We start from the raw sequence: 23527 nt of genomic DNA on the forward strand, positions 1-23527 counted from the left end.
CCACTGGCCAATCATGCGTTCTTCCTAAGCTTATGCGCTTACTTTGCTTTGTGCAACCAGGAAATCGACTGTTTTGCGAATTTGCACGTCGCGGTACAGTGCCAGCATGTTGTCTTGGGCAGTGAAGATTTTGCGCAGCTCGTCAGCAGGACGGCCGTAAACGCCAGCCAGCTTGTTCAGCTCTTCGGTTACATCTTCTTCTGTCGCTTCGATTTTTTCCGCTTTGCCGATTGCTTCCAGTGTCAAAGATGTGCGCACGCGGGAGGTCGCATCTGCACGCAGTTGGTCGCGCAGTTGGCTTTCGTCCATACCGGAGAACTGGTAGTACAGCTCCAGTGTCATGCCTTGGTATTGGAGGCGTTGGCCGAACTCGTTCACCATTTGGTCCAGCTCGTGCTCAACCATCACAGCCGGCAGATCGATTTCCGCGTTTTCCGCTGCTTTCAGAACCAGTTGTTCGCGAACATACTGTTCTTTTTCTTGCGCAGCTTTTTCTTCGAGTTTTTTCTTGGTGTCAGCTTTCAGCTCTTCCAGCGTGTCGAACTCGCTCACGTCTTTTGCGAACTCGTCGTCCAGCACTGGCAGGTTTTTGCGCTTCAGGCTGTTCAATTTCACTTTGAATACCGCTTCTTTGCCAGCGAGGTTAGGAGAATGGTACTCTTCCGGGAAGGTTACCTTGATTTCTTTTTCATCGCCGATAGCAAGACCTACGAGTTGCTCTTCAAAGCCAGCGATGAAAGTGCCGGAACCCAGTTCCAGAGAGTAGTCTTCTGCTTTTCCGCCTTCGAATGCAACACCGTCTTGGAAGCCTTCGAAATCAATGACAACGATGTCGCCTTCTTGGGCAGCGCCTTCTTCAACTGCTACCAGTTCAGCGTGACGCTCTTGCATGCGCTTCAGTTCAGCATCCACGGTCTCGTCAGTCACAGTGAAGTCTTTTTCTTCGATGGTCAGACCTTTGTAGTCGCCGAGCTTCACTTCTGGCTTCACGGTTACAGTAGCTTTGAAGATCAGGTTTTTCCCTTTTTCCATTTGCTCTACGTCTACTTCTGGACGATCTACCGGCTCGATGCCAGTTTCACGAACAGCTTGTCCGTAAGCGGCTGGAAGCAGAATATCGAGCGCGTCTTGGTACAGAGACTCCACACCAAAACGGGATTCGAACATTTTGCGCGGTACTTTTCCTTTGCGGAATCCTGGAACCTGAACCTTTTGCACAACTTTTTTAAACGCTTGATCCAATGCTGCGTCTACTTGCGAAGCATCTACCTCAACCGTCAGGACTCCCTGGTTATTCTCTACCTTTTCCCAATTTGCTGCCACGTAAACTTCCCCTCCTAAATCGAATCAACAGAACATCGCCAGCCGCGCCATGGTATCTTCGCAGGCTCGGATGATAATATTCTAGCCATTATAACCATTCTAGTATAGCATAAATCTTTTATTTGACAAGAAGCCACTCGATTCAGCGCCGAATCGAATAGCTTCCGCCCAAATCACGCACCACGTTGCCCTGGTAGTCGTAAAAGGTGACGGCCACCTGAACCGTTTTTGGCGTGACGCCCGTCTCCTCGATGATCGCGTAGGTCGGCACGTCAAAGCCTCTCGGCAACTGCAGGCTGCCCGGATTCAAAAACAGAATATCCCGCTCCACGCCACAGGCCGGAACGTGCGAGTGACCGAAGACGACCACGTTTGCGCCGACTTCCTCGGCCCGGTAATGCAGGCGAAGGAGCGAGCTTTTGACTCCGAACAGGTGCCCGTGCGTTTGCAGGATGTGCAGGTCCCGCCAGTTGGTCTGCTGCTCGACAGGAACCTCAGAAGTCGCATCACAGTTGCCTCGCACAAGCGTCATCCGGGAAAACGGCTCGCGCTTGTGGTCGACGCAAAAATCGCCGCAATGCAAAATTTTGTCGACCGAATGTCGGTCTGCCACCTGAGCAACTTCGCGGACAAGACCGTGGCTGTCACTTACGACGAGAATGCCCATCGCGCCTCACTCTCCCGTGTTCTCTTCTGTCAGGCTGTGCGCCCGCTATTTCAGCACTTCCAAGAGCTTCTGCATCGCTTTGGCCCGGTGGCTGATCTGGTTCTTTTCCTCCGGCAAAAGCTCCGCCATCCTTTTTTCCAGCTCGGGAATGTAGAAGACGGGGTCGTAGCCGAAGCCGTTTGTTCCTTTTGGCTCGCGAGCGATCAGCCCTTCACAGGCGCCTGTCGCGATAATCGGCTCCTCGCCCGGAACGACCAGCGCCAACGTGCAGCGAAAACGCGCGGTGCGCTGCTCCATCGGCACGTCTTCTAGCTCGTGCAGCAGCTTGCGCCAGTTTTGTTCGTCTGTCGCTTCTTCCCCGGCGTATCGGGCGGAGTAGACGCCCGGGCGTCCGTCCAGCGCGTCCACCTCCAGCCCGGAGTCGTCGCCAAGAGCCGGCAGTTGCAAGTATGTAGAGATTTCGATTGCCTTTTTCAGCGCATTGGCTTCAAACGTGTCCCCGTCCTCCACCACTTCCGGCACGCCCTCGTACTGCGCAAGGCTGGTGCCTTCCCAGCCGTAATCGGCAAACAGTCGGTTGAACTCTTTCACTTTTCCCTGGTTGCGTGTCGCCAGGACGACTTTTTTTCGATCAGACATGGCTTTCCTCCGCTACGTTTTCGGCAAACGTCAGGGGAACATCAGAGAGCGCCTGCTTCTGGCTCTGGATCAGATTGCCGATCCCGATTTTCGCAAGCGCGATCATCTCCTGCAACTGCTCCGGGGAAAACGGCGCGTCCTCGCCGGTGCCTTGCAGCTCGACGAACTTGCCTTTGCCTGTCATGACGACATTCATGTCCACCGTCGCTGTCGAGTCTTCTTTGTAGTTCAAATCCAGCACGGTCTCTTCGCCGATCACCCCAACAGAGGTCGCCGCCAGAAAATCGTTCAGCGGCAGTTGCTTCCAGACGCCGCTCTCCACCAGCTTTTGCATCGCGTCGACCATCGCCACATACGCGCCCGTGATGGAAGCGGTGCGCGTACCGCCGTCCGCCTGAATCACGTCGCAATCCAGCCAGATCGTGCGTTCTCCCATCGCCTCCAGATGCACCACCGAACGCAGCGCGCGGCCGATCAGACGCTGAATTTCCATCGTCCGTCCTCCGACCTTGCCTTTGGAAGACTCACGCGCGTTGCGGGTCGCTGTCGCGCGGGGAAGCATGGAGTACTCGGCTGTGATCCAGCCCTTCCCGCCGCCACGCATGAAAGGCGGTACCCGATCCTCCAGAGTTGCCGTACAAATTACCTTGGTGTCTCCGACTTCGATCAGGCACGATCCTTCTGCGTGTTTAATGTAATTGCGCGTAATCGTTACTGGGCGCAACTGGTCATGGGCACGGCCATCCACTCTCATTCCAAGTTCCTCCTAAATCGCTTTGATACACTCCGCTCATTATACCAGAGGCAGGAAACGATCTGCCACTGCCCAAACGACTCTGCCTTATTTACAGCAATTGCAAATATTCGGTTGACTCTTTTTTGGCGGTAAAGGGGGCGCGAAAAAATGTTTGGAAAAGAAAAAACCACGCTCGCAACATTCGGGCGTGGGTAGGCAGGCTCGACGGAATTAAAACGCGATCGGATTGAGCTGCAACGGACGGCTCACAGGCTTCGTAAAATCGCCGCTGGCAAGCGGTTTGCCCTCGACGAGAAGCTGCACCTGCTTGGCTCCCGTCGAGTCCGTCAAGGAAAGCACGAGGGATTGCAGCGCCTCCGGGCTTGCTTCCTTGCCGTCGTCGTACTTGAGAATGTCGCTGCTCAGGTTGACGGTAATCAGGTCTTTCTCCTGTTTTACGTCCAGCACGCGGGTCGTCCGCAGCAGGGAGCTGAACAGTTGCGAGCCTTGCTTCGGCCCTTTGATAAGCTCCTCCACGGTCGCCTTGGCGATGTCCGCTGTCTCCGGAACGAGACGGGTGACCGGAACGTAGTACGTGCGCTTGTCATCCAGTTGCCCCTGGAAATAAACCGTGACCGCTGACGTATTGCCCGGTGTCGCTCCGTCCGCCAGCTCCAGATTGACCCCGTGGTTGCGGTCCAACTGCGTAATCGGCGTGCTGGCGGCCGGCATCTCGGTAAGCGGTGTTCCGTTCACCCAGATTTGCACCGTCTTGACGTTGGAAAACTCGGTCAGCGCCCGCGTCACTGCGTCGAGAATTTTTTTCTCGTCTTTTTCCTCATACGTTTTGAACTCTTTGGAAAAGTCCACCGTCGCCACGCCGTCTTTGATAACCAATCCTTTCACTTCCGTCCCTGCCGGCAGCACGGCTGAAAAGCCTCCCTGCAGCATGCTCTCAACAGGCCCGCCCTTGACCATGTAGCTCAACACTTGCTTGGCAGGACCTTCTGATTTCGGAAGCGTCAGCGACACCGGTACGACGTAGCCGTTTGCGTCGAGCAGATAGACGGTCTTGTCACTTGTCTGTTGGACCGCTTGCTCGCTGCCTTGGACGGCGACATCGGGTGAAACTGTACCGTTTGGCTGATCGGCTGAAACCTGTGACTGTGGCGGTGCGTCGATGCTGCTCGTTTCCGATTCCGGGCCAAACAGACCGCAGCCCGACAAAAGCACGGCGCTTACCCCCAGAACGGCCGTCATTTTGCCTATGTGTCCCATCTTCATTTCCCCAGCCTCCTCCAGACACTTTGTACTACCATGTATACGAGCAGGGCTTGGGTTTATGCGTTGAAAGTTTGTCTGGCAAAAAGGACAGCCAGCCGCGTTTTTACGGCTGTACCGATTTTTCCAGGGAGTGATGCAGGACGTTCACCTTGCTGGCCAGCCACTCTTCGGCGATCGTCCGGAAGCGCTCAGCGTCTCCGCTCGTGACGAACAGATGCTGGCCCGGCTCTTGCTGTCCGCGACCAGCCAACGGAGCGATCTGGACGGACAACTCGCGCGCTGTTTCCTCGGCGGAGCTGATTAACCGGACGCCCTCTCCCATGACCTCCTGGATCACGGGCGCCAAGAGCGGATAGTGGGTACAGCCGAGAATCAAAGTGTCCAGATTCTCCGCGAGCAAAGGCGCCAATGCTTCTTTTACGATCATGCGCGCCTTGTCCGAGTTCGCCTGATGATTTTCCACCAGCGGTACGAACGCCGGACAAGCCTTGCCCACCACATACAAATCCGGCTCGGCACGCAAGAGGGCACGTTCGTATGCTTTCGTGCGAATCGTCATCTCGGTTCCGATCACGCCAACCCGTCCATTTTTGGTCACCGAAACGGCTGCACGCGCTCCCGGCTCGATCACCCCGATCACCGGCAGCGGCAAATAAGCCATCGCTTCCTCCAGGACGACCGCTGTTGCCGTATTGCAGGCAATCACCAGCGCCTTGAGCGGCGTATTCATGACGTAATCAATCATTTGAAAGCTGTATGTCCGAATCTCTTCCGGGGACTTGGAGCCGTACGGGCACCGCGCGTTGTCTCCTACGTAGATGATCGTTTCTTCGGGTAGCTGACGCATGACTTCTTTGGCTACGGTCAATCCTCCCACTCCTGAATCAATGACGGCAATCGCTCCATCTCTACTCATGCAAATGTGTCTCCCCTGTTGTAATGAATATAGTACAGCATACCACTCAAACATTTGTGCTACTACCATATGCCGAGTTTAATTTTCTTGTACTCCGCGAATGTCGCACCTTCTCTGGGCTGCGTTCATAATCTGAAAATGAGATGCGCCCAAGTGAGGAGGAATTTTTTTGGAAGAGAAAACCAAGCAATTGCTGGATTGGAGTCAGTGGGGCTGCCAATGGATCGATCATTTGCGGAGACAAAAAACACTGAACCGGGAGCTGGAGCGGCATCTGCACAAATTTGAAGAATCTTTTACCAAAATAGGAAGACAGGCTACGCGGATGGATAAGACCGAAGCAATAGAGTTGCTCCCGGCGCTCATCGCGCGGGCAGAGCAAGTACAGGAGCAGTTCCACCATTTTTTGCGGCTGGCCCAGCTTACGGAGGATGAACGGTTCGACGAGCCGACAATGGCGCACGAGGAGCTTTTGGAAACGGAAGCGGTTCAAGGAGCACAGGAGGCGCTCGCAGTCACACCCGTGCAGATGAACCAGGCCGCCATCCCCGCCCCTGCTGCCTACCAGGCCGTGCGAGACACCGCACGCGAGCCGGTTCGCGTCGCACGCCCCGTCGCCCCTGGCCGTCATACGCTTCCTCCGCTGCCGTACGCGCCGAACGCCCTTGAGCCGTATATCGACGAGCAGACGATGCGCATTCATCACGAGAAGCTGCACCAGAAGTACGTAGACGATCTGAATACGGCGGAGCGAAAGCTGGTCGAAGCCCGCCAAAGCGGCAACTACGACTTGATTCGCCACTGGGAGCGCGAGCTGGCTTTTAACGGAGCTGGCCATTATTTGCATACGATTTTCTGGCCGTCCATGAGCCCGCACGGAGGCGGCACGCCAACAGGCGATCTGGCTGAAGCGATTCAGCGGTACTTCGGGTCTTTTGACGCATTCAAGCAGCAGTTTTCCCAGGCAGCCGGAAAAGTGGAAGGCCCCGGCTGGGCGATCCTCGTCTGGTCACCGCGCGCCCAGCACCTGGAAATCTTGACGGCGGAAAAGCATCAAAACCTGGCGCAGTGGGATACGGTCCCGCTGCTCGTGCTGGACGTCTGGGAGCACGCCTATTTTCTCCAGTATCAAAACCAGCGGGACAAATACGTGGAAAACTGGTGGAACATCGTCCATTGGCCCTACGTGCAGGAGCGCTTCCAGCAGGCGCGGAAACTGCGCTGGGAACCGTTTTGAGCTGCTTTTTTTCGCAAAAAGCCCCCTGTTCTCCCAAAAGCATCGGGCTGAAAGGGGGTACCTGGTTTCTGTTGCGTTTACGGATTGTAAATGACAAACTCGATCTTCTGCACCTTCACCGGATTGTTCAGCGGCCTTGCCGTCTCATCCGTTTTTTGCGCGGCAATCTTGTCGACGACTTCCATCCCTTCAAACACATGCCCAAATACCGTGTGGCGGTTGTCCAGGTAGGCCCGTCCGCCTATTTCCTTGTACTTGGCTTCTGCATTCAGTGGGAGCGCGGATAGATCGAGGTACTCCTGATCTACCTTGGGACTTTGTACGATATAAAAATGTGTGCTGTTCGTATTGGGTCCCGCGTTGCCCATGCTGAGCGCTCCGCGGAAATTGAACAGGTCGCGGTTAAACTCGTCTTCAAAATCTTGGCCGTATATGCTCGGCAGCTCCTTGCCATCCGGCCCTGTCAGTTCGCCTGCCTGAATCATGAAATCGTTGATGACCCGGTGAAAAATCATGTCGTTGTAGGCGCCTTTTTTGGCCAGCGTCTTAAAGTTTTCCACCGCTTTCGGAGCCTTGTCCGGAAACAGCCTGAGCTTGATGACCCCCGCATCTGTGGTCATCACGCCTATTTCTTCTCCTTTTTGCGGCTTTTCGAGCTGGATCAGCCTCACATCGGACACATCGATCCCGGAATCTTGCCAGATGACGCCCCATGCCTGCCAGGCGGCCCCGTCCATACTGCCGCGTTTGACGAGGCCGATCCAATCTGTTTTTTCGATCACTCTGTTGTCTGCCGTATAGCCGACATATTTGAACTTCACGATGGCGCGGTAATTGTTGTAGGCATCTTCCTTTGTCACCGTGTACAGCTTCTCCGGCACGGCCTCGACGACCTGAACGGACTTGAACAGCGCCAACCCTTTTACATAGTCTTGCATCGCAAAATGGTTCAACGAGTCTTTGGCCAGCAGCTTCTCCAGCTCAGCCGGATTCGCCCGATGCTTCACCAGCGCCTGGGCAAAATCTGCTACCTCCTGCTTGTCCCCACTGTGCGGGCGAAATTGGTGGGACTGGACTTCGGAGCGGTAATTGTGAATGCTAATCAAAAAGTTGACCATTTTTGGAGCAAACGCTCATCTTCGAGTTGACCACCTACGATGCTTTTTTTCACACAAAGTAGCATTTTATTTCCTGCACCAAGGATCGTCAAGGATAAAGGGTAAACCCCTTGCTACGCAAGCCCTTGACGATCCTTGGCTCAGTAAAAACATTTGCAATTAGGTGTGAAAATGATGACGTGTGCTCAAACTGTCAGGTGGGTAACTTTATGATGAGCAAAGTGGTCAACATTTTGGTGAGCGTTCACAGGTAATCGTGAGTGGCGCTTGCTGATACTTGCTGGACGACACATAATGCCAAAGAATCTTCTATTCTGTTAATTGTTCCACAAAATCAATATTGTTCGCGCTGCATATAGAGGAAAAAAGAAGCCCCAGACAAGTAGTTGGTTACTCGTTTGGGGCTTTCGAGTTATATATAGTTCTATATTTTCATTTCCAACAATTTACTAATCGCTTTAAATAAGACGTTTTCTACTGTGCCTCCTTTTGCTTTCACTAGAATATTTTTATCCTCATCAAAGACTTCGATTCTGTATAATAAACCTTCATAATTATGACTTAAAATATACTTAAATTCGTTTCTCTCAAGCCATAACATTAAGTCATAGATGTTTGGAAGCCATAAGCCATTTTTATAAACTTCTTCGGGTGATAACAATATTTCATCGGGAATAATTCTCCCACCTACACACCACTCATCATCGTTAAGCTTGTAAATATCAAATGGTGCAATTTCATCCACATAGTATGTTCTCTTAAAGCCTAATGATATTAATTTTTTTGCATCTTTTTCTCCCAAATACATATCTTAACACCTACTGAATTTTTAGTTTTAATCCCACAGGGCCTTTATGCTTTGAATCAAGAGGAATAAAATTTCCATACGGATCAGCATCTCTATACCAATTTAATTCTTTACCTGATCTTTTAAATACTTTAAATGCTGAACCTCCATCACCCTGTAAATCCTTTGCCCACCAAAGGCCATTGGAATCCTCATAAACATTGATAGGCTTCCCTTTATAATTAGCCTTTACCATATCTTAGTAATATCCCATAATGTTGTTTTATTGGCTGTAGGTTTCTGATAACTTGCTTTATTAAATTCATTACCCGTCCCGTTTGCAACATTTTTACCTGGATTTCTAATTGTCCCTACTGCTGCCCCCGCACCAGCAGCTCCCAATCCCAAATCAGGAGCATCCCCATGATTCATGCCAACCGTATTGTTAAATGTAACGATAGCTGTCGAAAGAACTTCCCTCTGATACTGCGTTGGTACATACTTTCTTACCGCATCTTCGGGTTCTATCCCCTCTTCGTATGCCCTTCGTGCCGCAACCTTTGCCCAATGCATGTATTCTTCTGCCGGTGAGGAAAAGCCACCTACTCCTCCCGTCATCTCCTGTATGTGACCACTCGGATCCACAAACTTTAACGGATTATTACTCACATACGTATATCGATTCAAACTAAGCGGATTATCCACTTGCCCCTTAACCGTATCCTCCGACACAAACCGCCCCATCTTCGGATCATAATACCGGGCACGCAGGTAGTAAAAACCGCTCTCTTTGTCGTACATCTCCCCTGCATACGCAAACGGGTTCATCATTGTTTCCTTGACTTTATCCGCAATCAAGTTGCCCCAGATGTCGTACTCATACGTATTTAACACATTCCCGCTCGGACCTTTGATCTTCACGACATCCCCGTGGCTGTTGTAATAGTACGTGCCTTCCTGGTTCGTCGTGTAGTCTTTGCGCCAGATCAGTTGGTTACCAAAGACGTTGCGAGCTTTGAGCCGTCCGTCCTGGGTCAGTTCCTCGATCACTTGCCCGTTCAAGTACACGTAGTGGGTCGTATCCGTGACGCTTCCGGTCTGCTGTTTCGTCGCGCGCAGGCCGCCTGGATAGTATGTGTACGTCGTTGTCCCTTTGGCGTCCTTGTATTCGGTCAGGCGATTCAGCAAATCGTGTTTCAGTTCGTAGCTGCGCGTCGAATCGGCGGGTGCGTTGGCATAGATTTGGCGGTTGCCGCGGCGGTCGTAGGCGTACTGGCGGGTGTTGCCCTGGATCGTTTCTTCTTTGATCCGGGACAGCTTGTCGTAAGCGAACGTGCCGTAGTTGGCTCCGCCGCGCTTTTGGCTCGTGATGTTGCCGAACAGGTCGTAGCCGTTGGTCTCGCTCCAGCCGTCGGCATAGTTCATCCCCGTGATCTCGGCAAAGGAGCTGATCGTCTTCTGCATCACCGTCTCCTACCCCGGCCAGTCGTCGGCGATGCAGAAGACGATCAGCTCCTTTGCCGAGATCACGGGGATGAACTATGCCGACGGCTGGAGCGAGACCAACGGCTACGACCTGTTCGGCAACATCACGAGCCAAAAGCGCGGCGGAGCCAACTACGGCACGTTCGCTTACGACAAGCTGTCCCGGATCAAAGAAGAAACGATCCAGGGCAACACCCGCCAGTACGCCTACGACCGCCGCGGCAACCGCCAAATCTATGCCAACGCACCCGCCGATTCGACGCGCAGCTACGAACTGAAACACGATTTGCTGAATCGCCTGACCGAATACAAGGACGCCAAAGGGACAACGACGTACACATACTATCCAGGCGGCCTGCGCGCGACGAAACAGCAGACCGGAAGCGTCACGGATACGACCCACTACGTGTACTTGAACGGGCAAGTGATCGAGGAACTGACCCAGGACGGACGGCTCAAAGCTCGCAACGTCTTTGGTAACCAACTGATCTGGCGCAAAGACTACACGACGAACCAGGAAGGCACGTACTATTACAACAGCCACGGGGATGTCGTGAAGATCAAAGGTCCGAGCGGGAATGTGTTAAATACGTATGAGTACGACATCTGGGGCAACTTGATTGCGGACAAAGTCAAGGAAACGATGATGAACCCGTTTGCGTATGCAGGGGAAATGTACGACAAGGAGAGCGGTTTTTACTACCTGCGTGCGCGGTATTATGATCCGAAGATGGGGAGGTTTGTGTCGGAGGATACGGTTAAGGGACAGGTTGACAATCCGCTGACGCTCAACAGGTATACGTATACTCACAACAATCCGGTTAGGTATATTGATCCTACAGGACATGATGCATGGCTAGTTCATGGGACGTTTTCAGATAATTCTACTTGGAAAGATGATTTTGTTACGTATTTCAAAGGTTTATATAAAGAGGATGTAAGGAAATTTGAGTGGTCAGGTGATAACGATAATACGGCAAGGGTAAAGGCCGCACAATCTTTGGCAGCAGATATTATGAATTGGCGAAGTATTAAAGGGAAACTCGTTTTCTACCAGCGGGCGTTTGCCTCCGCTCGTCCCTCTCTGTTCCTGATAGGCGATGTCTCCGTATGGCGTGTAGTAGGTGATGACCCGAGACGAGTCCGGCAAAATTCTCTCGACGATCCCCGGCCCCTCCGCGCTCGTGCCGGATGCTTCACCGTCCCGATACACGTACGTGGTGGTGCGGGTTGTGAATGCTAATCTAATAATTGACCACCTAGTGGTACATCGCTCATAAAAAAGTTGACCACCTGAGCACCTCTTTCCTGTATCTTGTAGTTGTCTAGACAACAAGATATAGGAGGAAAGGAAATGCTTCAGATGGCTAATTATGAGTTTATCAGGAAACAACACTTTCTGCTAGGGAAGTCGATTCGTCAAATTTCTCGCGAAACTGGCTACTCGCGTCAAGTGATACGAAAAGCCTTGACATCAACGGAAATCCCTGTATACCAGCTTTCAAAACCGAAGCCGAAGCCAGTCATTGATTTTGTCAAGCCCATCATCTTGGAATGGCTGCGTCAAGATGAACAGGCTCCCCCGAAGCAGCGTCATACTGCCAAACGTATTTACCAGAGACTCGTTGACGAACATGGATTCACCGGCGGTGAATCTACTGTACGACGCTACGTCAGAGAGTTGCGGGTTTCTCCTCCTAAAGCATTTGTCCCTCTTGATTTCCCGCCAGGGCGATTTGCCCAATTTGACTGGGGTGAGGTTACGGTTCATTTACAAGGGAAACAAGTGAAGGTTCAAGTCTTTTGTATGCGTTGCACATACAGCAGAAAGATTTTCATCAAGACATTTGCTCATCAGAAGCAAGAGGCTCTTCTCCAAGGTCATGTAGATGCTTTTGAATTTTTCGGTGCTGTTCCCCAAGTCATCACATACGACAACCTGACAACAGCCGTTAAGAAGGTATTGGAAGGCAAAAATCGCGAGGAACAAGAGCGATTTATTCAGCTACGTGCCCACTACCTGTTTGAAAGCTATTTCTGTGATCCGGGAAAAGGGCATCAAAAAGGCCAAGTGGAAAACCTCGTACAGTTTGCCCAGAGGCAATTTTTTACACCTGTGCCTAGTGTTTCTTCTCTGGAGGAGCTAAATCAAATCCTCCCACTATAAAGTAATGTTTTCTCCTGTTTTCTCGCTCATTCTCTGTTTTTTAACTTTGACATCTTAAAGCTCTTGTCGGAAGATTGAAGGAGATACAAATATTTCTGTAAGGGCTGTGGCGGGAATAGAGCCTGCAATCACCAGTTTCCAGACTGTGGATAAAAAGGTATGATCGCACAGTGGATCTCCACATCCGCCCTCGGGGTTTACCCTCCCATGTCACGCTGGGTCTATGCCCTTACATTCCTTCGTTCTACCTCTCAAGGGGTGGAGGCCGATTCTAGCTCCTCGACTGGGTCGTTGCCCTTATGGATTATAATTCTTCGGCTTCTCCGGTGCTTCCGTTGTCATGGTTGTACACATGTGAATAAGCGAGATGACAGGTTTGTTGATAAGCTTTATGCAGCACTTTGTTGTAGCTGGGCTTGTCGAATCGGCCCCAATACTTCGTTTGCGTTATACTCTTTCTGCTTTGTCCCCAGTGCATAGAGGACGCGAACCAGTTTTCCACATAAGGCGATAATCGATTGCTTCTTCTTGAGCGGATTTTGACTACGCGTTGTATAATACTCGTGGAGCGCTTTAAACTCTTTGTTTTTGGCTACCATCGGCAGCATGCAGCGGAACAAGATGCCTCTTAGGCGAGAGCGCCCCCGCTTGCTGATTCCGGTCTTTCCCTTACGTTTTCCAGAGCTGTTCTCCGTCAGATTCAGCCCAGCCAGACGGATGATCTGCTGTCCATGGTCGTAGTTGTTCAGATCGCCAACCTCCGCCAAGAAGCCGGCGACGGTCAGAATGCCAATCCCTGGGATGCTCAGCATTTGCTTCGTTCCGGGGATCTTCTCCAGAATCTGCAGGACTTCCGTCATAATGCTTTCTTCTTGCTTGCAGTACAGATCGTACTGCTGCAGCAAGGCGGCAAGCTCGATTCGGGCAGCTGTCAGCCCCTCGGTAAGCCCGATAGAGACCGTAGCGGCAGCATAGAGCTGCTCCGCTCTCTTGATGCCCACCCCACGCTTGATTTCCGTCTTCCAATGTGTGAGAACGCCTCTGGCGCCTATCGAGACAATCTCCTCTGGAGTGGGAAACTGGCGCATGGTCATCAGTGATGCCTTGCCTTCCCAGTCCTTAAACACTTGTGGATACTCCGGAAAGTAGCGGTCAAACCAGTTTGTAATCCGAGCTTTCACTTGATTCAAGCTCACCATGACCTTCTCCCGAAAATTCATCAGAATGCGTAGCTCTGCATATTCCTTGGTCGGCAAATTGGGCTCTGAATATTTCCCGCTCCGAATCAGGTCGGCAATGACCTTCGCATCCTTGTAGTCGCTCTTGGTCTGCGAGTTGTCCTCAAGTTCTTTGCTCTTGTTCACATGGTGCGGATTCACGACGACGACCCTGATGTCTTGCTCCTTCAAAAATGCCGCTAACGGGAACCAGTAGTGTCCGGTAGGCTCGATGCCAAATACGATGTCGGTTTTCTCATGTATCCGGCCAAGCTCCTTCATCCACGCAGCCAGTTTCGTTAGCCCCTCCTGATCGTTGTGGAACACACATTCTTTCCCAAGCTCAATGCCTCGGAAATCCACGGCTCGAGCTACATGAATCTTTTTGGCGATGTCCGCGCCAACAACCAGTGTTTTTTCGGTAATTCGTGTAATCCGTTGATTCTGTTTCTGTTTCAGCTTATACTTCATGTAGAGCGTCCTCCTTTTCATTAGGGCAGTGTGAATGTGACCATTCCAAGACCCAGCATACAGGAGGCGCTTTTTTCTTTCAAAGCTCAAATTTCTTCATTACAGGAATGGCTCCTCGAAAAATGTATCTCTTACGAGAATACAACCGTTCCCCGGTCTTCCCTAACGGTTGGAGAAGCATTTGTTCAAGAGTTGCCCATCATGCTTCCATTGCCTCCACGGCCATTGGATTGTTTCCGTGTTGTACCCGTGAAAAGCAATACGCTATCCATGATCCACATTGAAAAAAATGCCTATTCCGTCCCGGTTTCCTATGCATCGACCCAACTTATTTGCCGAGTATTTGCTGAAAAAATTGAGGTGTATCACGGAAAAAGCCTGATTGCGACGCATGAGCGGTGCTTGGAAAAAGGAAAGGAGATTTTGCAATACGATCATTATCTGGATTTACTTCTTATTCGCCCAGGAGCAGTTCTTTATGCTAGACCATTGCATCAGGCAGGATTACCCGCCATTTACCAAAAGTTCTTGGACAAGTGCCGTAACCGACCAGGAGGGATGAAGGAGTTCGTTCGACTCTTGCTTTTGCACCGTGAATTCGATACTTCTCTCGTCGAAGAAGCACTGGGGGAGGCCTGCCAAAAAGGGATGTTCCAGTATGATGCCGTAAGGCAATTATTGCTTCAGCGAACATTGCCGGAACACCGTTTGCCCCAACTCTCGTTGGCGGAGGATAGCTCTGTTCCACGTATTCAGGTAAAGGCCCCAGATCTTAGCCAGTATAATCGTTTGTTACAGAAAAGGAGTGTGGTTCATTGAGTACGAGTTTCCTGCTTGAAACCTACGCGAAACGCCTTCGTTTACCTGCGATTAAACGTGTCTATAAGGAAATCGCCCATGATGCTGCTGAACGGCAAATTCCCTACGAGGAGTTCCTCTTAGCCCTACTAGAGCAAGAAGTTCAGCAAAGGGATGCTAACCAAATTGCGAGTCGCATCAAGCACGCTAAATTCCCTTCTATGAAAACGCTCGATCAATTTCAATTCTCGGCGATTCCGTCTCTCAATAAGCCCAAATTGCTTCAACTGGCTCGTTGTGAGTACATCGAAAAAGCAGAGAACATCATGTTTATCGGAAACTCTGGCACTGGAAAAACTCATCTCTCCATTGCACTCGGGAAGGAAGCTTGCCATCAAGGCTATTCCGTCCAGTTTTGGACTGCTGCTAAAATATGTAACGAGCTTATGGAAGCTCAGTCCCAAAAGCGAATCCTCCAGTTAGAGAGGCAATGGTTGAAAACAGATTTGATTATTTTGGATGAAGTCGGGTTTGTCCCTCTGAGTCGGACCGGGGCGGAGTTATTATTCCAATTTTGTGCGGCTCGCTATGAGAAAGGAAGCATGATCATTACCAGCAATCTGGATTTTACGGAATGGACACAGATTTTCAAAGATGAGCAAATGACGTCAGCCTTGGTTGATCGGCTTACCCATCGTGCCCATATCTTTGCAATGAATGGAGACAGTTATCGCTTTAAGCAGAGCATTCAAAGATCGTGATCATGAAAAAGTTACCCACCCGACGGGTGGATTGATTTTTGCCATGGTGGTCAATTTTTTGATGAGCACGGTGGTCAACATTTTGATTGACATTCACAGCGGGTCGCGCCCTGGTGGCGGAAGCTCTCGGTGAGGACTCTTCCCAGCGTGTCATATTCGTAGGTGACTTTGCTGCCGTTTGGGTACGTCTGGCTTTTTACCTGGCCTTGGTTGTCGATCTCCAGCGAGAAGTTCAGGACGTCCGTTTTCCCACTCTCCAGCTCGATTCCGGTCAGAGATATTTGCGTAGGCTGCACGCCGTACGAATCGTATGCGGGAAACGTTTGCGTCCTCGTCTTTCCGCCAAAGTTTTCCGTGATCGAATAAAGCTGCGCATTCGTGTATTCATAGGTTCGCTCGGTAATCTGGCTTTTGTAGCCCGACAAGTTCACCGGGAACGAGTGAATTTCCGTTTCTTTTCGCAGCAAATACTGGTCGTTGTACTCGTAGGAAAGGTTCGAATAGTACGGCTCGCCGGACGAGGTAACTGGTCCTTGGGCACTTTCCACAGCTCGTAAAACTGGCCGTTGTCCGCATAGCTTTTTTCCAGCCTGTATGTGTTCGTGCCCTTTGGTGTTTTTAATGTGTAGCTGTACGTCACTTTGTTGACGCGTAGCTTAACGCGTATCTGTCCTGAAAAAGTCGCACCAGCCCGTCCTTGAAGGAGGTTTGCTCCAGTTGATACGGGCGGTTATTGACAGAGTTCCATGACGCTAACCATTTTTATTTGTGCGGCCTGTCGCTAAATAAAAAACCCCAGGCGAGTAGTTGGTTACTCGTTTGGGGTAGATTAAATCCAACGCCGAATATAATTTTCAGGCCAGTGCCAAAGCTTCTCTAAGCCTACTCAGTTCAGCATGTGTTACATCTAAACTGTTATCTTTTACATATTGGGACCAATCAAATAGCTCCACAAAACCCACTTTCGACCATTTTTCCATCAGATCAATAATATTTAAAGCTACTGTAAGACCATGAATATAGGGCCCACCATCCATTACATCATGTTCTAAAAAGACTACTGTTTGTAAAGTATCTTTTTTATTTATACAAAATGCATCACCATTCATAAACCTAATAATTGGTATCCAGTTTGGCCAATCATTTATTAGTGCCATTAATCCAGCATTATCTTTTAAATCCTCATCATTTTCTTTGGCTTCTTCGACCATTTGAAGCATTTCATTGTAATCATCTCTAATCATGCTTGGTGAGAGAATCTTAATCCCTCCTATCTTACACTCCTCACCATAGTTACCGTTTGAGGAAGTCCAGTTAAATGTAACAGATTGAGAGTCATTTAAATAAAACTCTCTTAAAACGTTGGGAAAAGTAAAGCCAATAGTATTTTCGATTTCAGTTAATTCATACGGATCAATAGGAGGGGCAATGATTATTTGATCCAATGATAAATCTGGAATTCGTGACAATTTTTCGTAAGTCTCGTTTAAAATATTTACTATTTGCATAGTACCTCCCCTACTTTTTATATGGATGAATCCTGATACCCGAGAGTCCATACTCATCCATCATTTTCCCTGCTTGTTGGAATATTTCCTTAGCTGTTGCATTTGGATTCGCATCTATCCATGCTTTCCAAGTCTCGTTCCACTTTCCTTGTCCATGAATGAATTTTAGATGGTGGCTATCTTTCCCATGAGCTAATGTTACCGTAAAATCATCCACATTTATTCCTTTTTCTTTAAAAAATTTAGCATACTTATCGTTCCCTCTAAATTTTGGGAAAATGTGATGATCTGCTACTTTAGTGGCTTGATTTAACAGAAGTTTAGGTTTTTCTCACTAGCGTTGCATAAAAAATGCGTTCGTAATTTGTCGAAGTATTCTGAATGACATTTTCAGCTACACAACCAAAAACGGCAGCAACCAAGCAAAAGGTAGCCACTGTCCATTTGGTAGTTTTATACATTTATTACAATCGTGATAACAGCAACCAATACCTAATTCCTTTTCTGTCGCCCTCTGGATGTTCGTTTGGACTGGTAATTCATTCTACCTATCCATTGTTCGAACGTTTGCCAAAGAAACACTTTTAGCCATCTCCTGATCTGCAACAAGCTGTGCTGACTGTTTTGTTCCAGTTTGACAAGGAGCAACAGGCAGTAGGCAATGAGTGCGAGTAATACTTGGTTTCGTACCGCATTTTCACTCGTTCCATAGAAGTTCTTGATCTTTACATGCTGCTTTATCCACTTGAAAAACAGCTCAATTTGCCAACGCCAACGATAGATGTCGCTGAGTTCTTCTGCTTCCAGGTCGAACCGATTCGTAATGATTCGAATGAGATTTCCCTTCGAATCAAGCGTTTCAATGAGTCGCAGCACGTTATCTACCCGCTTTTGAGGCGTTCCAAGAAGGATCATGGAATCCGATAAAACGGAGCTTTCCAAGGGGATTTTGAATTCATAAAGATGACGGATTTCGGCGTTATCTTTTAGACGAGAAGCGAAAAAGATGCCTTTGTCCGTGTATTCATCAAATTTTTCATAATCCACATACCCTCGATCAAAGACGTACATCATACCGATCTCATCAATCAACGATTCCATTTGAGTGCGGTCATTGGACTTGGCACCCGTGATGGTTATTTTTTCAGGATACACATCCCCCTGGTCGGCAAAGACGAGACGAAGATGAAGTTTGATGCCAGCCTTGGTTTTACGGAAAGTTGCCCATTTGTACTTCTGCAAACACAGCCCAATCGTTGTAGAATCAATGATTTTCATGTCTTTTCGAAGGGAATACGTGTTGCCCGAGTGTCTCTGAATTTGCCCTACAAGGTCAACAAATATTTCTTCAAGCAAAGCTGGATCTACTCGATTGTTTTTGCGACTAAGCTGAGCGGGACTAATCGACGACAGTCCTAACTCTCGCTGGAATTTCTTTGATAAAACATCATCTGCAATGGCTCGGAGTCCTTCTCGTTGCTGAAGTTGAGCATGCAAAAACAGGAGTAGATATGCTTTGGTCGTTAACTTTTTCACGTACTTGTCCTGATCCGTTTCGTCTATCCGTTGTTGAAATTTCACAATATTAATGGGTGAAATGTATTTACCAAATGAAGAAAATAGGGTATTCTTGTCCATGGTCTATCCTTTGCGTTGGATTTGGACAGGAACTACCTGACCTTTCCAGTGTAAAGGATTTTTTTATGCCTGAGAACACTTGAACGCTGAAAGTTATGATGATTTTGAATGGTATGAAAAGATTAATGCAACGCTAGTGGGTTTTTCTACATTATTTATTATACCTGCTACCGCACCTGCTCCAGCAACACCCAATCCCAAATCAGGAGCATCCCCATGATTCATGCCAACCGTATTATTAAATGTGACGATAGCTGTCGAAAGAACTTCCTTCTGATACTGCGTTGGTACATACTTTCTTACCGCATCTTCGGGTTCTATCCCCTCTTCATATGCCCTTCGTGCCGCAACCTTTGCCCAATGCATGTACTCTTCTGCCGGTGAGGAAAAGCCACCTACTCCTCCCGTCAGCTCGGTTTAACCCCTTAAAATTTGAGTCTTTCTCCCTTATTCTCGCATTTTCATATGCTTCTTCCCTCCTTCAACCACCTAGGAGTCTAGGAAGGAAAACGCCTAGCGTCAAGGAGATCACTTGACCCCAGACGTTTTCCTTCCTGCTTGTCAGCTAGGTTGAAGTAGGGATCATTCTGCAATCCTTTGCCATACTACACTTTCACAACAAATGGTGTAATGAGTTGCAAGGCAAAGGCTTTACCAAATTCTACAGGTGATAAATCGTACAAGCTTCCATGAATCCGTCGCTGATTATAAAAGAGCAGATAGTTTGTCACGATTTCATAGGCTTCTTGATAGCTCTGAAATTCATTCCGCTGCAAACATTCTTTCTCCAAAACACTGTGAAATGACTCAATGTGAGCGTTTTTATTGGGTGTCTTTGGAGGAATTCGCTCATGCACCGTTTGGAAATGCTGACAGGCTTCTTCAAAGGCATGGCTAATAAACTGTGGACCGTTATCCGTACGGATAACAGGGCGATCATCACAATTGAATTGCTGCCGTTTCCACAAAGCACGTTGGAGAATCTGAGCAGCATGTTTTCCTTCGCAGGTCAGTCCGAAATGGTAGTCCACGATCGCTCGATCATAGACATCAATGAGACTCATCAGGAAAAAGAAACGCTGTTCTCCTACGATAAATCCGTATTTTACGTCCATCTCCCACAATTGATTCGGAGCGGTAATCTCTCGGTTGTTTGCCAACTTTCGAGGATGTTTCCTTTTCTTTTGTCGTTGTGGTTGCAGGAGTTCTTCTTCTTTCAGCAAGCGGTAAACCTTTTTCTTGTTGATGACCAGTTGGTGGTCTCGCCGTAGGCAGACGGTAAGCTTTCGATATCCATAAGCAGATTCTTCATCGGCAATCAGCTCGGATAGCCATTCTTTGATTTGTTCGTCACTGACAGGTTGTCCGTCTTTTGACAACGAATAACCGGGTATAGGTCATCCTCCGTGATAAACGCGAGGTTTTTGGGAGGCTTTGTTTTTTCGGTAATAGTAGGTTGCTTCCAGGATGCCGACAATACGTAGCACTAGTTTGGCTGTGTACCCCAGCTGTATCCACTTGTCGACTATTTCCATTTTGTCCGATAAGCTGGGTTCACCTTTTTTACAAGATCACGAAGGATCGCGATTTCCAAGTCCTTTTCTCCCAGTAATTTCTTCAGTTTATCATTCTCCGTTTCCAGTTCCCGAAACTCTCCTGGACTTGGTGTATAGCTTGTTACAGCTTTAGCTTCGGAAGACGTATTCTGCCAATCTGCGTGTTTGGAGTCACGTATCCATCGATACAGCATTTTAGGGTCTATCCCATGCCGTCTGGCTACTTGGCTAGCGTTTCCTACTTCGTGGGCTTCCTGGATCAATTGTTGTTTGAACTCGATTGAATAGCGTCTCCGTTGCATAAAAATATCCCCCTCTGTTCTTCTGATATCAGCTTAACAAGATAAGGGGGTATGACTCAAATCCAATTTTGGGGCTTAAAAGTTTCCTCACTTGATTATATATCTCTTTCCGTCTATACTTCGGGGTGAACACAATGTGGTATTTGCACATCCACTTCGTGTGAGCTAAACTATAGCTCTTGTTTGCCATCTAAGACCATTCCGATAAAATTGAGCCTGAACATCTCAATTTTATCGGAATGGTCTTGTTGGTCAAACCCTCGATCCCTCTACCCGCATAGCGGGTGGTTTTTTGTTTCGTGCGTTTCACGCACTCAACTGGCTAAAGCCACTAATCGAGTAGGAGGGGGCGGCTAGCCCCCGTCCTCTCACACCACCGTACGTACCGTTCGGTATACGGCGGTTCATGTTGTGTAACGAAGCTCATCGAATCGTGCGACTAGGCTGGTGAGCCCTTGGTTTTGCCAGTAGGCAAGGCCGAGGGCTCTATTCAGTTGGGGAGTGTTTGCCAGTCTCCAGTACCCTTTCCTCGAGCCACTGATGTTTCTGGCTAAATCTGCGGGGATACCAAGGGAAATAAGTTTCTTCCTCTTGGTTTGTGGTTTCTTCCACTGTTTGAGAAGACACATCCTCAGCCTTCTACGCAACCACTCATCCAGGCTTTGGAACACACTTCGTGTGTCCGCGATTCGAAAATATCCGCTCCAACCGTTTAGGTATTCATTAAGTTGCTGGATTCGGAATTCCAAGGAGTGGCTACGGCTCCGGCAGGTGAGTTTGCGAATTTTCTGCTTGAATCGTTTTACCGTCTTCTCGGCCAGCCGCAATTTGGGATCGCGGTGAGATGTGAAAGAGAAGCCTAGAAACTTACGTTTCCATGGACGATCCACCGCACTTTTCTCCCTGTTTACTCTCAACTTTAGTCGACCTTCCACATATCGCGTAACACTTTCCAAGACCCGTTCTCCCGCCCGTTTGGTTTTCACATAAATGTTACAGTCATCCGCGTACCGGACGAATCGGTGACCACGGTTTGAAAGTTCTTTGTCCAGATCGTCCAACATGATGTTGGCCAATAGTGGGCTAAGCGGTCCCCCTTGCGGGGTTCCCTCGTCTGTGGCTACGCGACATCCGTTTATCATGACTCCGGCTTGGAGGTAGCGGCGAATCAGGCGTAGCACCCGTTTATCCTTTACCTTCTTTGCCACTTTTGCCATGAGGATGTCGTGGTTCACCCTGTCAAAGAACTTTTCCAAGTCCATGTCTACGACGACACGGTACCCTTCTCGAATATACGATTGGGCTTGACGTACTGCATCCTGTGCCTTTCGTCCAGGACGGAAACCGTAGCTTTGCGGAGAAAATATGGGATCAAAGATGGGTGTCAGGACTTGTAGAAGGGCCTGTTGGAGCAGGCGATCTAACACCGTCGGTATGCCTAACAACCGCACACCGCCATCTGGTTTCGGGATTTCGACTCGACGGACAGGTTGCGGCTGATAGGTTCCGTTAAGGAGTTGATGACGGATTTCCGGCCAGTGATCGAGCAGATATGGGCGAAGGGATTTTATCTCCATACCGTCGACCCCGGCCGCCCCCTTGTTCTTCTCCACACGGCGAAGCGCCGAGAGTAGGTTTCCTCGGCTTATCACCCGCTCCATCAGGTGATTGGAATAGGCTTCGCGGGTTGCCTCTCTGGTTTGTGCCGGAGGAAAACTCGGCGCTTCTTCGGTTCCCCATGGATTCACCATTTCCTCCCGAAGATAGCCCCCTTGCGGGATATTCGGCTGTCTGTGCTTTCCTCTCGAACGTGCCATAAGTAACCCTCACAATCATGTTCGGTCCTTCCCCGCTCAGACGTCTCCTCGCAGGTACTATGACCTCTGCTGACTCCTGCCGGTTCAGCCACACCTTGCGGTGTGGGTTACCAATTCAATCGGCGTATCCGACAGGCCTCCCCGGGTAAGGACGTTGTCTTTCCCTCCATCTACCTGCTTCATTTACTCTCGATAGCCTTTGGCAACAAGGACTTTGTCTTGTTATGCAGACTCATCCAACTATCGCTAGCCTCATATGAAGTTCGTGTTCCTCAGGCCGGAGGTTTGCCGCGGACTTCCTTCAGATTTCACCTCGCGGTGAACACCCTTGTCGTAAGCTAATGGCTACTGTTGCCTTCGCCATTCGGGACTTGCACCCTAGAGACAACGACCATGCCGGGCGCACATAAAAAACCCCAAACGAGTATAGATTACTCGTTTGGGGGATAAAGGTAGTTCTATTGATTGTTTATTTTTACTGCTGTTTTCTCCAGTATATTAATTTCAAATTTCTCATTTGGAAAAGGAAACTCCTCGGTAGTATTAAGAATGTAAATATTTGAGCTAGTAGTTGGTTCGAGCTTAACAAAATAATTAACATCACCCCAAGATACACCTGTGATCTCCTTTGTAGGAAACTCTAAATGAATTCTTATTTCCTCCAATGTCTCGGTATTCTTTAAATATAAACGAGCTGAACTATTTTTCTGAAACAAATTAATCAGCTCCATGCAGTATTCAAATCGACCATCCGGTGTCTTCTGTATGGAATCAGTTCTTATTTTTTCTGTTAACCATCCACTCGTCTCTACGTTTTTATACAAATGTGGTGTCATTAAAAGCATGGCAATGATGATAATTAAAACCCCAATGAACTCCCACCATCTATATGGACTCCACTTTTTTAATAATAGAAAACAAGAAACGACTATTAATAAAATTGAGGGTATACCTAGATACAAAAGTATTACCGTGGAAATCAAGTCTATGCCACGTTGAAAATTTGCAGTCGAGCCAAGTACAAACCAGATAACACCTGATAAATTAACGAGTATAGTGATGATCCAAATTAACTTCAGCCACAATCGCATTGGCATTCC

General features: G+C 49.0%; 25 protein-coding genes and 1 pseudogene. 5 read left to right on the plus strand and 21 right to left on the minus strand.

Annotated elements, in window-relative coordinates; genetic code table 11:
* Window positions 1-30 precede the first annotated feature (30 nt).
* The 6 genes from tig to racE all read right to left on the minus strand — a co-directional run bounded on the left by tig (window position 31) and on the right by racE (window position 5565).
* Window positions 31-1323, minus strand: a complete 1293-nt coding sequence (gene tig / locus M655_RS18850; protein WP_005826545.1) for a trigger factor — start codon at window positions 1321-1323, stop codon at window positions 31-33.
* 142 nt (window positions 1324-1465) lie between these two features.
* Window positions 1466-1990 carry a metallophosphoesterase family protein gene (locus M655_RS18855; protein WP_005826546.1) on the minus strand — a complete coding sequence of 175 codons (525 nt, stop codon included), beginning with the start codon at window positions 1988-1990 and terminating at the stop codon, window positions 1466-1468.
* Window positions 1991-2035: 45 nt separating this feature from the next.
* Entirely contained in the window at window positions 2036-2629 is a 594-nt protein-coding gene (locus M655_RS18860; protein WP_026558433.1) for an XTP/dITP diphosphatase, read from the minus strand.
* Window positions 2622-3383, minus strand: a complete 762-nt coding sequence (rph, locus tag M655_RS18865) for a ribonuclease PH (protein WP_007782491.1) — start codon at window positions 3381-3383, stop codon at window positions 2622-2624. Before rph ends, M655_RS18860 begins: the two co-directional genes overlap by 8 nt.
* A gap of 213 nt (window positions 3384-3596) precedes the next feature.
* Entirely contained in the window at window positions 3597-4649 is a 1053-nt protein-coding gene (locus M655_RS18870; protein ID WP_026558434.1) for a GerMN domain-containing protein, read from the minus strand.
* Window positions 4650-4752: 103 nt separating this feature from the next.
* Window positions 4753-5565 carry a glutamate racemase gene (racE, locus tag M655_RS18875; RefSeq protein ID WP_026558435.1) on the minus strand — a complete coding sequence of 271 codons (813 nt, stop codon included), beginning with the start codon at window positions 5563-5565 and terminating at the stop codon, window positions 4753-4755.
* Between the two features lie 169 nt (window positions 5566-5734).
* On the opposite strand from racE, the gene M655_RS18880 reads away from it, so the two are divergent.
* Window positions 5735-6802, plus strand: a complete 1068-nt coding sequence (locus M655_RS18880; RefSeq protein WP_005826554.1) for a superoxide dismutase — start codon at window positions 5735-5737, stop codon at window positions 6800-6802.
* A 77-nt stretch (window positions 6803-6879) separates the two neighbouring features.
* Here M655_RS18880 and M655_RS18885 read toward each other — a convergent pair whose 3' ends face one another.
* From M655_RS18885 to M655_RS18900, 4 genes are all read right to left on the minus strand, one after another.
* Window positions 6880-7908 carry a peptidylprolyl isomerase gene (locus tag M655_RS18885; RefSeq protein WP_286085859.1) on the minus strand — a complete coding sequence of 343 codons (1029 nt, stop codon included), beginning with the start codon at window positions 7906-7908 and terminating at the stop codon, window positions 6880-6882.
* Between the two features lie 436 nt (window positions 7909-8344).
* Entirely contained in the window at window positions 8345-8728 is a 384-nt protein-coding gene (locus tag M655_RS18890) for a hypothetical protein (RefSeq protein ID WP_005826558.1), read from the minus strand.
* Window positions 8729-8738: 10 nt separating this feature from the next.
* Window positions 8739-8963, minus strand: a complete 225-nt coding sequence (locus tag M655_RS18895; RefSeq protein WP_129552222.1) for a hypothetical protein — start codon at window positions 8961-8963, stop codon at window positions 8739-8741.
* Complete coding sequence (locus M655_RS18900) at window positions 8957-10171, minus strand: RHS repeat domain-containing protein (protein WP_286085860.1); 1215 nt, start codon at window positions 10169-10171, stop codon at window positions 8957-8959. The genes M655_RS18895 and M655_RS18900 overlap by 7 nt, the downstream gene beginning before the upstream one ends.
* Between M655_RS18900 and M655_RS18905 the strand changes: the two genes are divergently transcribed.
* Complete coding sequence (locus tag M655_RS18905) at window positions 10137-11435, plus strand: RHS repeat domain-containing protein (RefSeq protein WP_286085861.1); 1299 nt, start codon at window positions 10137-10139, stop codon at window positions 11433-11435. The two genes, M655_RS18900 and M655_RS18905, sit on opposite strands and share 35 nt — an antisense overlap.
* Window positions 11436-11546: 111 nt before the next feature.
* Window positions 11547-12359 carry an IS21 family transposase gene (istA, locus tag M655_RS18910; RefSeq protein ID WP_221842538.1) on the plus strand — a complete coding sequence of 271 codons (813 nt, stop codon included), beginning with the start codon at window positions 11547-11549 and terminating at the stop codon, window positions 12357-12359.
* A gap of 389 nt (window positions 12360-12748) precedes the next feature.
* Here the strand turns inward: istA and M655_RS18915 are convergent, their stop codons facing one another.
* Entirely contained in the window at window positions 12749-14035 is a 1287-nt protein-coding gene (locus M655_RS18915; RefSeq protein WP_221843694.1) for an IS110 family RNA-guided transposase, read from the minus strand.
* A 48-nt stretch (window positions 14036-14083) separates the two neighbouring features.
* On the opposite strand from M655_RS18915, the gene M655_RS18920 reads away from it, so the two are divergent.
* Both M655_RS18920 and istB read left to right on the plus strand, forming a co-directional pair.
* Window positions 14084-14866: a Mu transposase domain-containing protein gene (locus tag M655_RS18920; RefSeq protein WP_286085862.1), complete on the plus strand. Its 783-nt coding sequence runs from the start codon at window positions 14084-14086 to the stop codon at window positions 14864-14866.
* A complete protein-coding gene (gene istB, locus M655_RS18925; RefSeq protein ID WP_197186756.1) occupies window positions 14863-15606 on the plus strand; it encodes an IS21-like element helper ATPase IstB in 744 nt (247 codons plus the stop codon). The genes M655_RS18920 and istB overlap by 4 nt, the downstream gene beginning before the upstream one ends.
* A gap of 74 nt (window positions 15607-15680) precedes the next feature.
* Here istB and M655_RS18930 read toward each other — a convergent pair whose 3' ends face one another.
* From M655_RS18930 to M655_RS18975, 10 genes and pseudogenes are all read right to left on the minus strand, one after another.
* Window positions 15681-16154, minus strand: coding sequence for an RHS repeat domain-containing protein (locus tag M655_RS18930; RefSeq protein ID WP_286085863.1), 474 nt, complete (start codon window positions 16152-16154; stop codon window positions 15681-15683).
* A gap of 306 nt (window positions 16155-16460) precedes the next feature.
* Window positions 16461-17114: an SMI1/KNR4 family protein gene (locus tag M655_RS18935; RefSeq protein WP_165329003.1), complete on the minus strand. Its 654-nt coding sequence runs from the start codon at window positions 17112-17114 to the stop codon at window positions 16461-16463.
* 10 nt (window positions 17115-17124) lie between these two features.
* Entirely contained in the window at window positions 17125-17430 is a 306-nt protein-coding gene (locus M655_RS18940; protein WP_353505641.1) for a DUF2380 domain-containing protein, read from the minus strand.
* A 176-nt stretch (window positions 17431-17606) separates the two neighbouring features.
* On the minus strand, window positions 17607-18752 hold the full coding sequence (locus M655_RS18945; protein ID WP_005837477.1) for an IS4 family transposase: 1146 nt from the start codon (window positions 18750-18752) through the stop codon (window positions 17607-17609).
* Window positions 18753-18845: 93 nt separating this feature from the next.
* Window positions 18846-19118, minus strand: coding sequence for a hypothetical protein (locus M655_RS18950; protein ID WP_286085864.1), 273 nt, complete (start codon window positions 19116-19118; stop codon window positions 18846-18848).
* A gap of 239 nt (window positions 19119-19357) precedes the next feature.
* A complete protein-coding gene (locus M655_RS18955; protein ID WP_286085865.1) occupies window positions 19358-20131 on the minus strand; it encodes an IS3 family transposase in 774 nt (257 codons plus the stop codon).
* A 146-nt stretch (window positions 20132-20277) separates the two neighbouring features.
* Window positions 20278-20610: a transposase gene (locus M655_RS18960; RefSeq protein ID WP_025848869.1), complete on the minus strand. Its 333-nt coding sequence runs from the start codon at window positions 20608-20610 to the stop codon at window positions 20278-20280.
* An 82-nt stretch (window positions 20611-20692) separates the two neighbouring features.
* A pseudogene (locus M655_RS18965) lies at window positions 20693-20800 on the minus strand (IS200/IS605 family transposase); the annotation flags it as partial.
* Between the two features lie 214 nt (window positions 20801-21014).
* The gene (gene ltrA / locus M655_RS18970) at window positions 21015-22271 is read right to left on the minus strand and encodes a group II intron reverse transcriptase/maturase (RefSeq protein WP_035423044.1); all 1257 of its coding nucleotides are present in this window, start codon (window positions 22269-22271) and stop codon (window positions 21015-21017) included.
* Between the two features lie 614 nt (window positions 22272-22885).
* Window positions 22886-23518 (minus strand): hypothetical protein, encoded by a 633-nt coding sequence (locus tag M655_RS18975; RefSeq protein ID WP_007784863.1) that lies wholly within the window; start codon window positions 23516-23518, stop codon window positions 22886-22888.
* Between the last annotated feature and the right edge of the window lie 9 nt (window positions 23519-23527).

It is taken from the genome of Brevibacillus sp. NSP2.1, from assembly GCF_000470975.2.
In the GTDB taxonomy this organism is placed as follows: domain Bacteria; phylum Bacillota; class Bacilli; order Brevibacillales; family Brevibacillaceae; genus Brevibacillus; species Brevibacillus agri.

What these genes read in the sequence shown, in the direction of transcription:
- M655_RS18855 (WP_005826546.1), bottom strand. Translation starts at nt 1,990, where the DNA reads ATGGGCATTCTCGTCGTAAGTGACAGCCACGGTCTTGTCCGCGAAGTT.
- M655_RS18860 (WP_026558433.1), bottom strand. Translation starts at nt 2,629, where the DNA reads ATGTCTGATCGAAAAAAAGTCGTCCTGGCGACACGCAACCAGGGAAAA.
- rph (WP_007782491.1), bottom strand. Translation starts at nt 3,383, where the DNA reads ATGAGAGTGGATGGCCGTGCCCATGACCAGTTGCGCCCAGTAACGATT.
- M655_RS18870 (WP_026558434.1), bottom strand. Translation starts at nt 4,649, where the DNA reads ATGAAGATGGGACACATAGGCAAAATGACGGCCGTTCTGGGGGTAAGC.
- racE (WP_026558435.1), bottom strand. Translation starts at nt 5,565, where the DNA reads ATGAGTAGAGATGGAGCGATTGCCGTCATTGATTCAGGAGTGGGAGGA.
- M655_RS18890 (WP_005826558.1), bottom strand. Translation starts at nt 8,728, where the DNA reads ATGTATTTGGGAGAAAAAGATGCAAAAAAATTAATATCATTAGGCTTT.
- M655_RS18895 (WP_129552222.1), bottom strand. Translation starts at nt 8,963, where the DNA reads ATGGTAAAGGCTAATTATAAAGGGAAGCCTATCAATGTTTATGAGGAT.
- M655_RS18900 (WP_286085860.1), bottom strand. Translation starts at nt 10,171, where the DNA reads ATGCAGAAGACGATCAGCTCCTTTGCCGAGATCACGGGGATGAACTAT.
- istA (WP_221842538.1), top strand. Translation starts at nt 11,547, where the DNA reads ATGCTTCAGATGGCTAATTATGAGTTTATCAGGAAACAACACTTTCTG.
- M655_RS18935 (WP_165329003.1), bottom strand. Translation starts at nt 17,114, where the DNA reads ATGCAAATAGTAAATATTTTAAACGAGACTTACGAAAAATTGTCACGA.
- M655_RS18945 (WP_005837477.1), bottom strand. Translation starts at nt 18,752, where the DNA reads ATGGACAAGAATACCCTATTTTCTTCATTTGGTAAATACATTTCACCC.
- M655_RS18950 (WP_286085864.1), bottom strand. Translation starts at nt 19,118, where the DNA reads ATGCATTGGGCAAAGGTTGCGGCACGAAGGGCATATGAAGAGGGGATA.
- M655_RS18960 (WP_025848869.1), bottom strand. Translation starts at nt 20,610, where the DNA reads ATGCAACGGAGACGCTATTCAATCGAGTTCAAACAACAATTGATCCAG.
- ltrA (WP_035423044.1), bottom strand. Translation starts at nt 22,271, where the DNA reads ATGGAGCGGGTGATAAGCCGAGGAAACCTACTCTCGGCGCTTCGCCGT.
- M655_RS18975 (WP_007784863.1), bottom strand. Translation starts at nt 23,518, where the DNA reads ATGCGATTGTGGCTGAAGTTAATTTGGATCATCACTATACTCGTTAAT.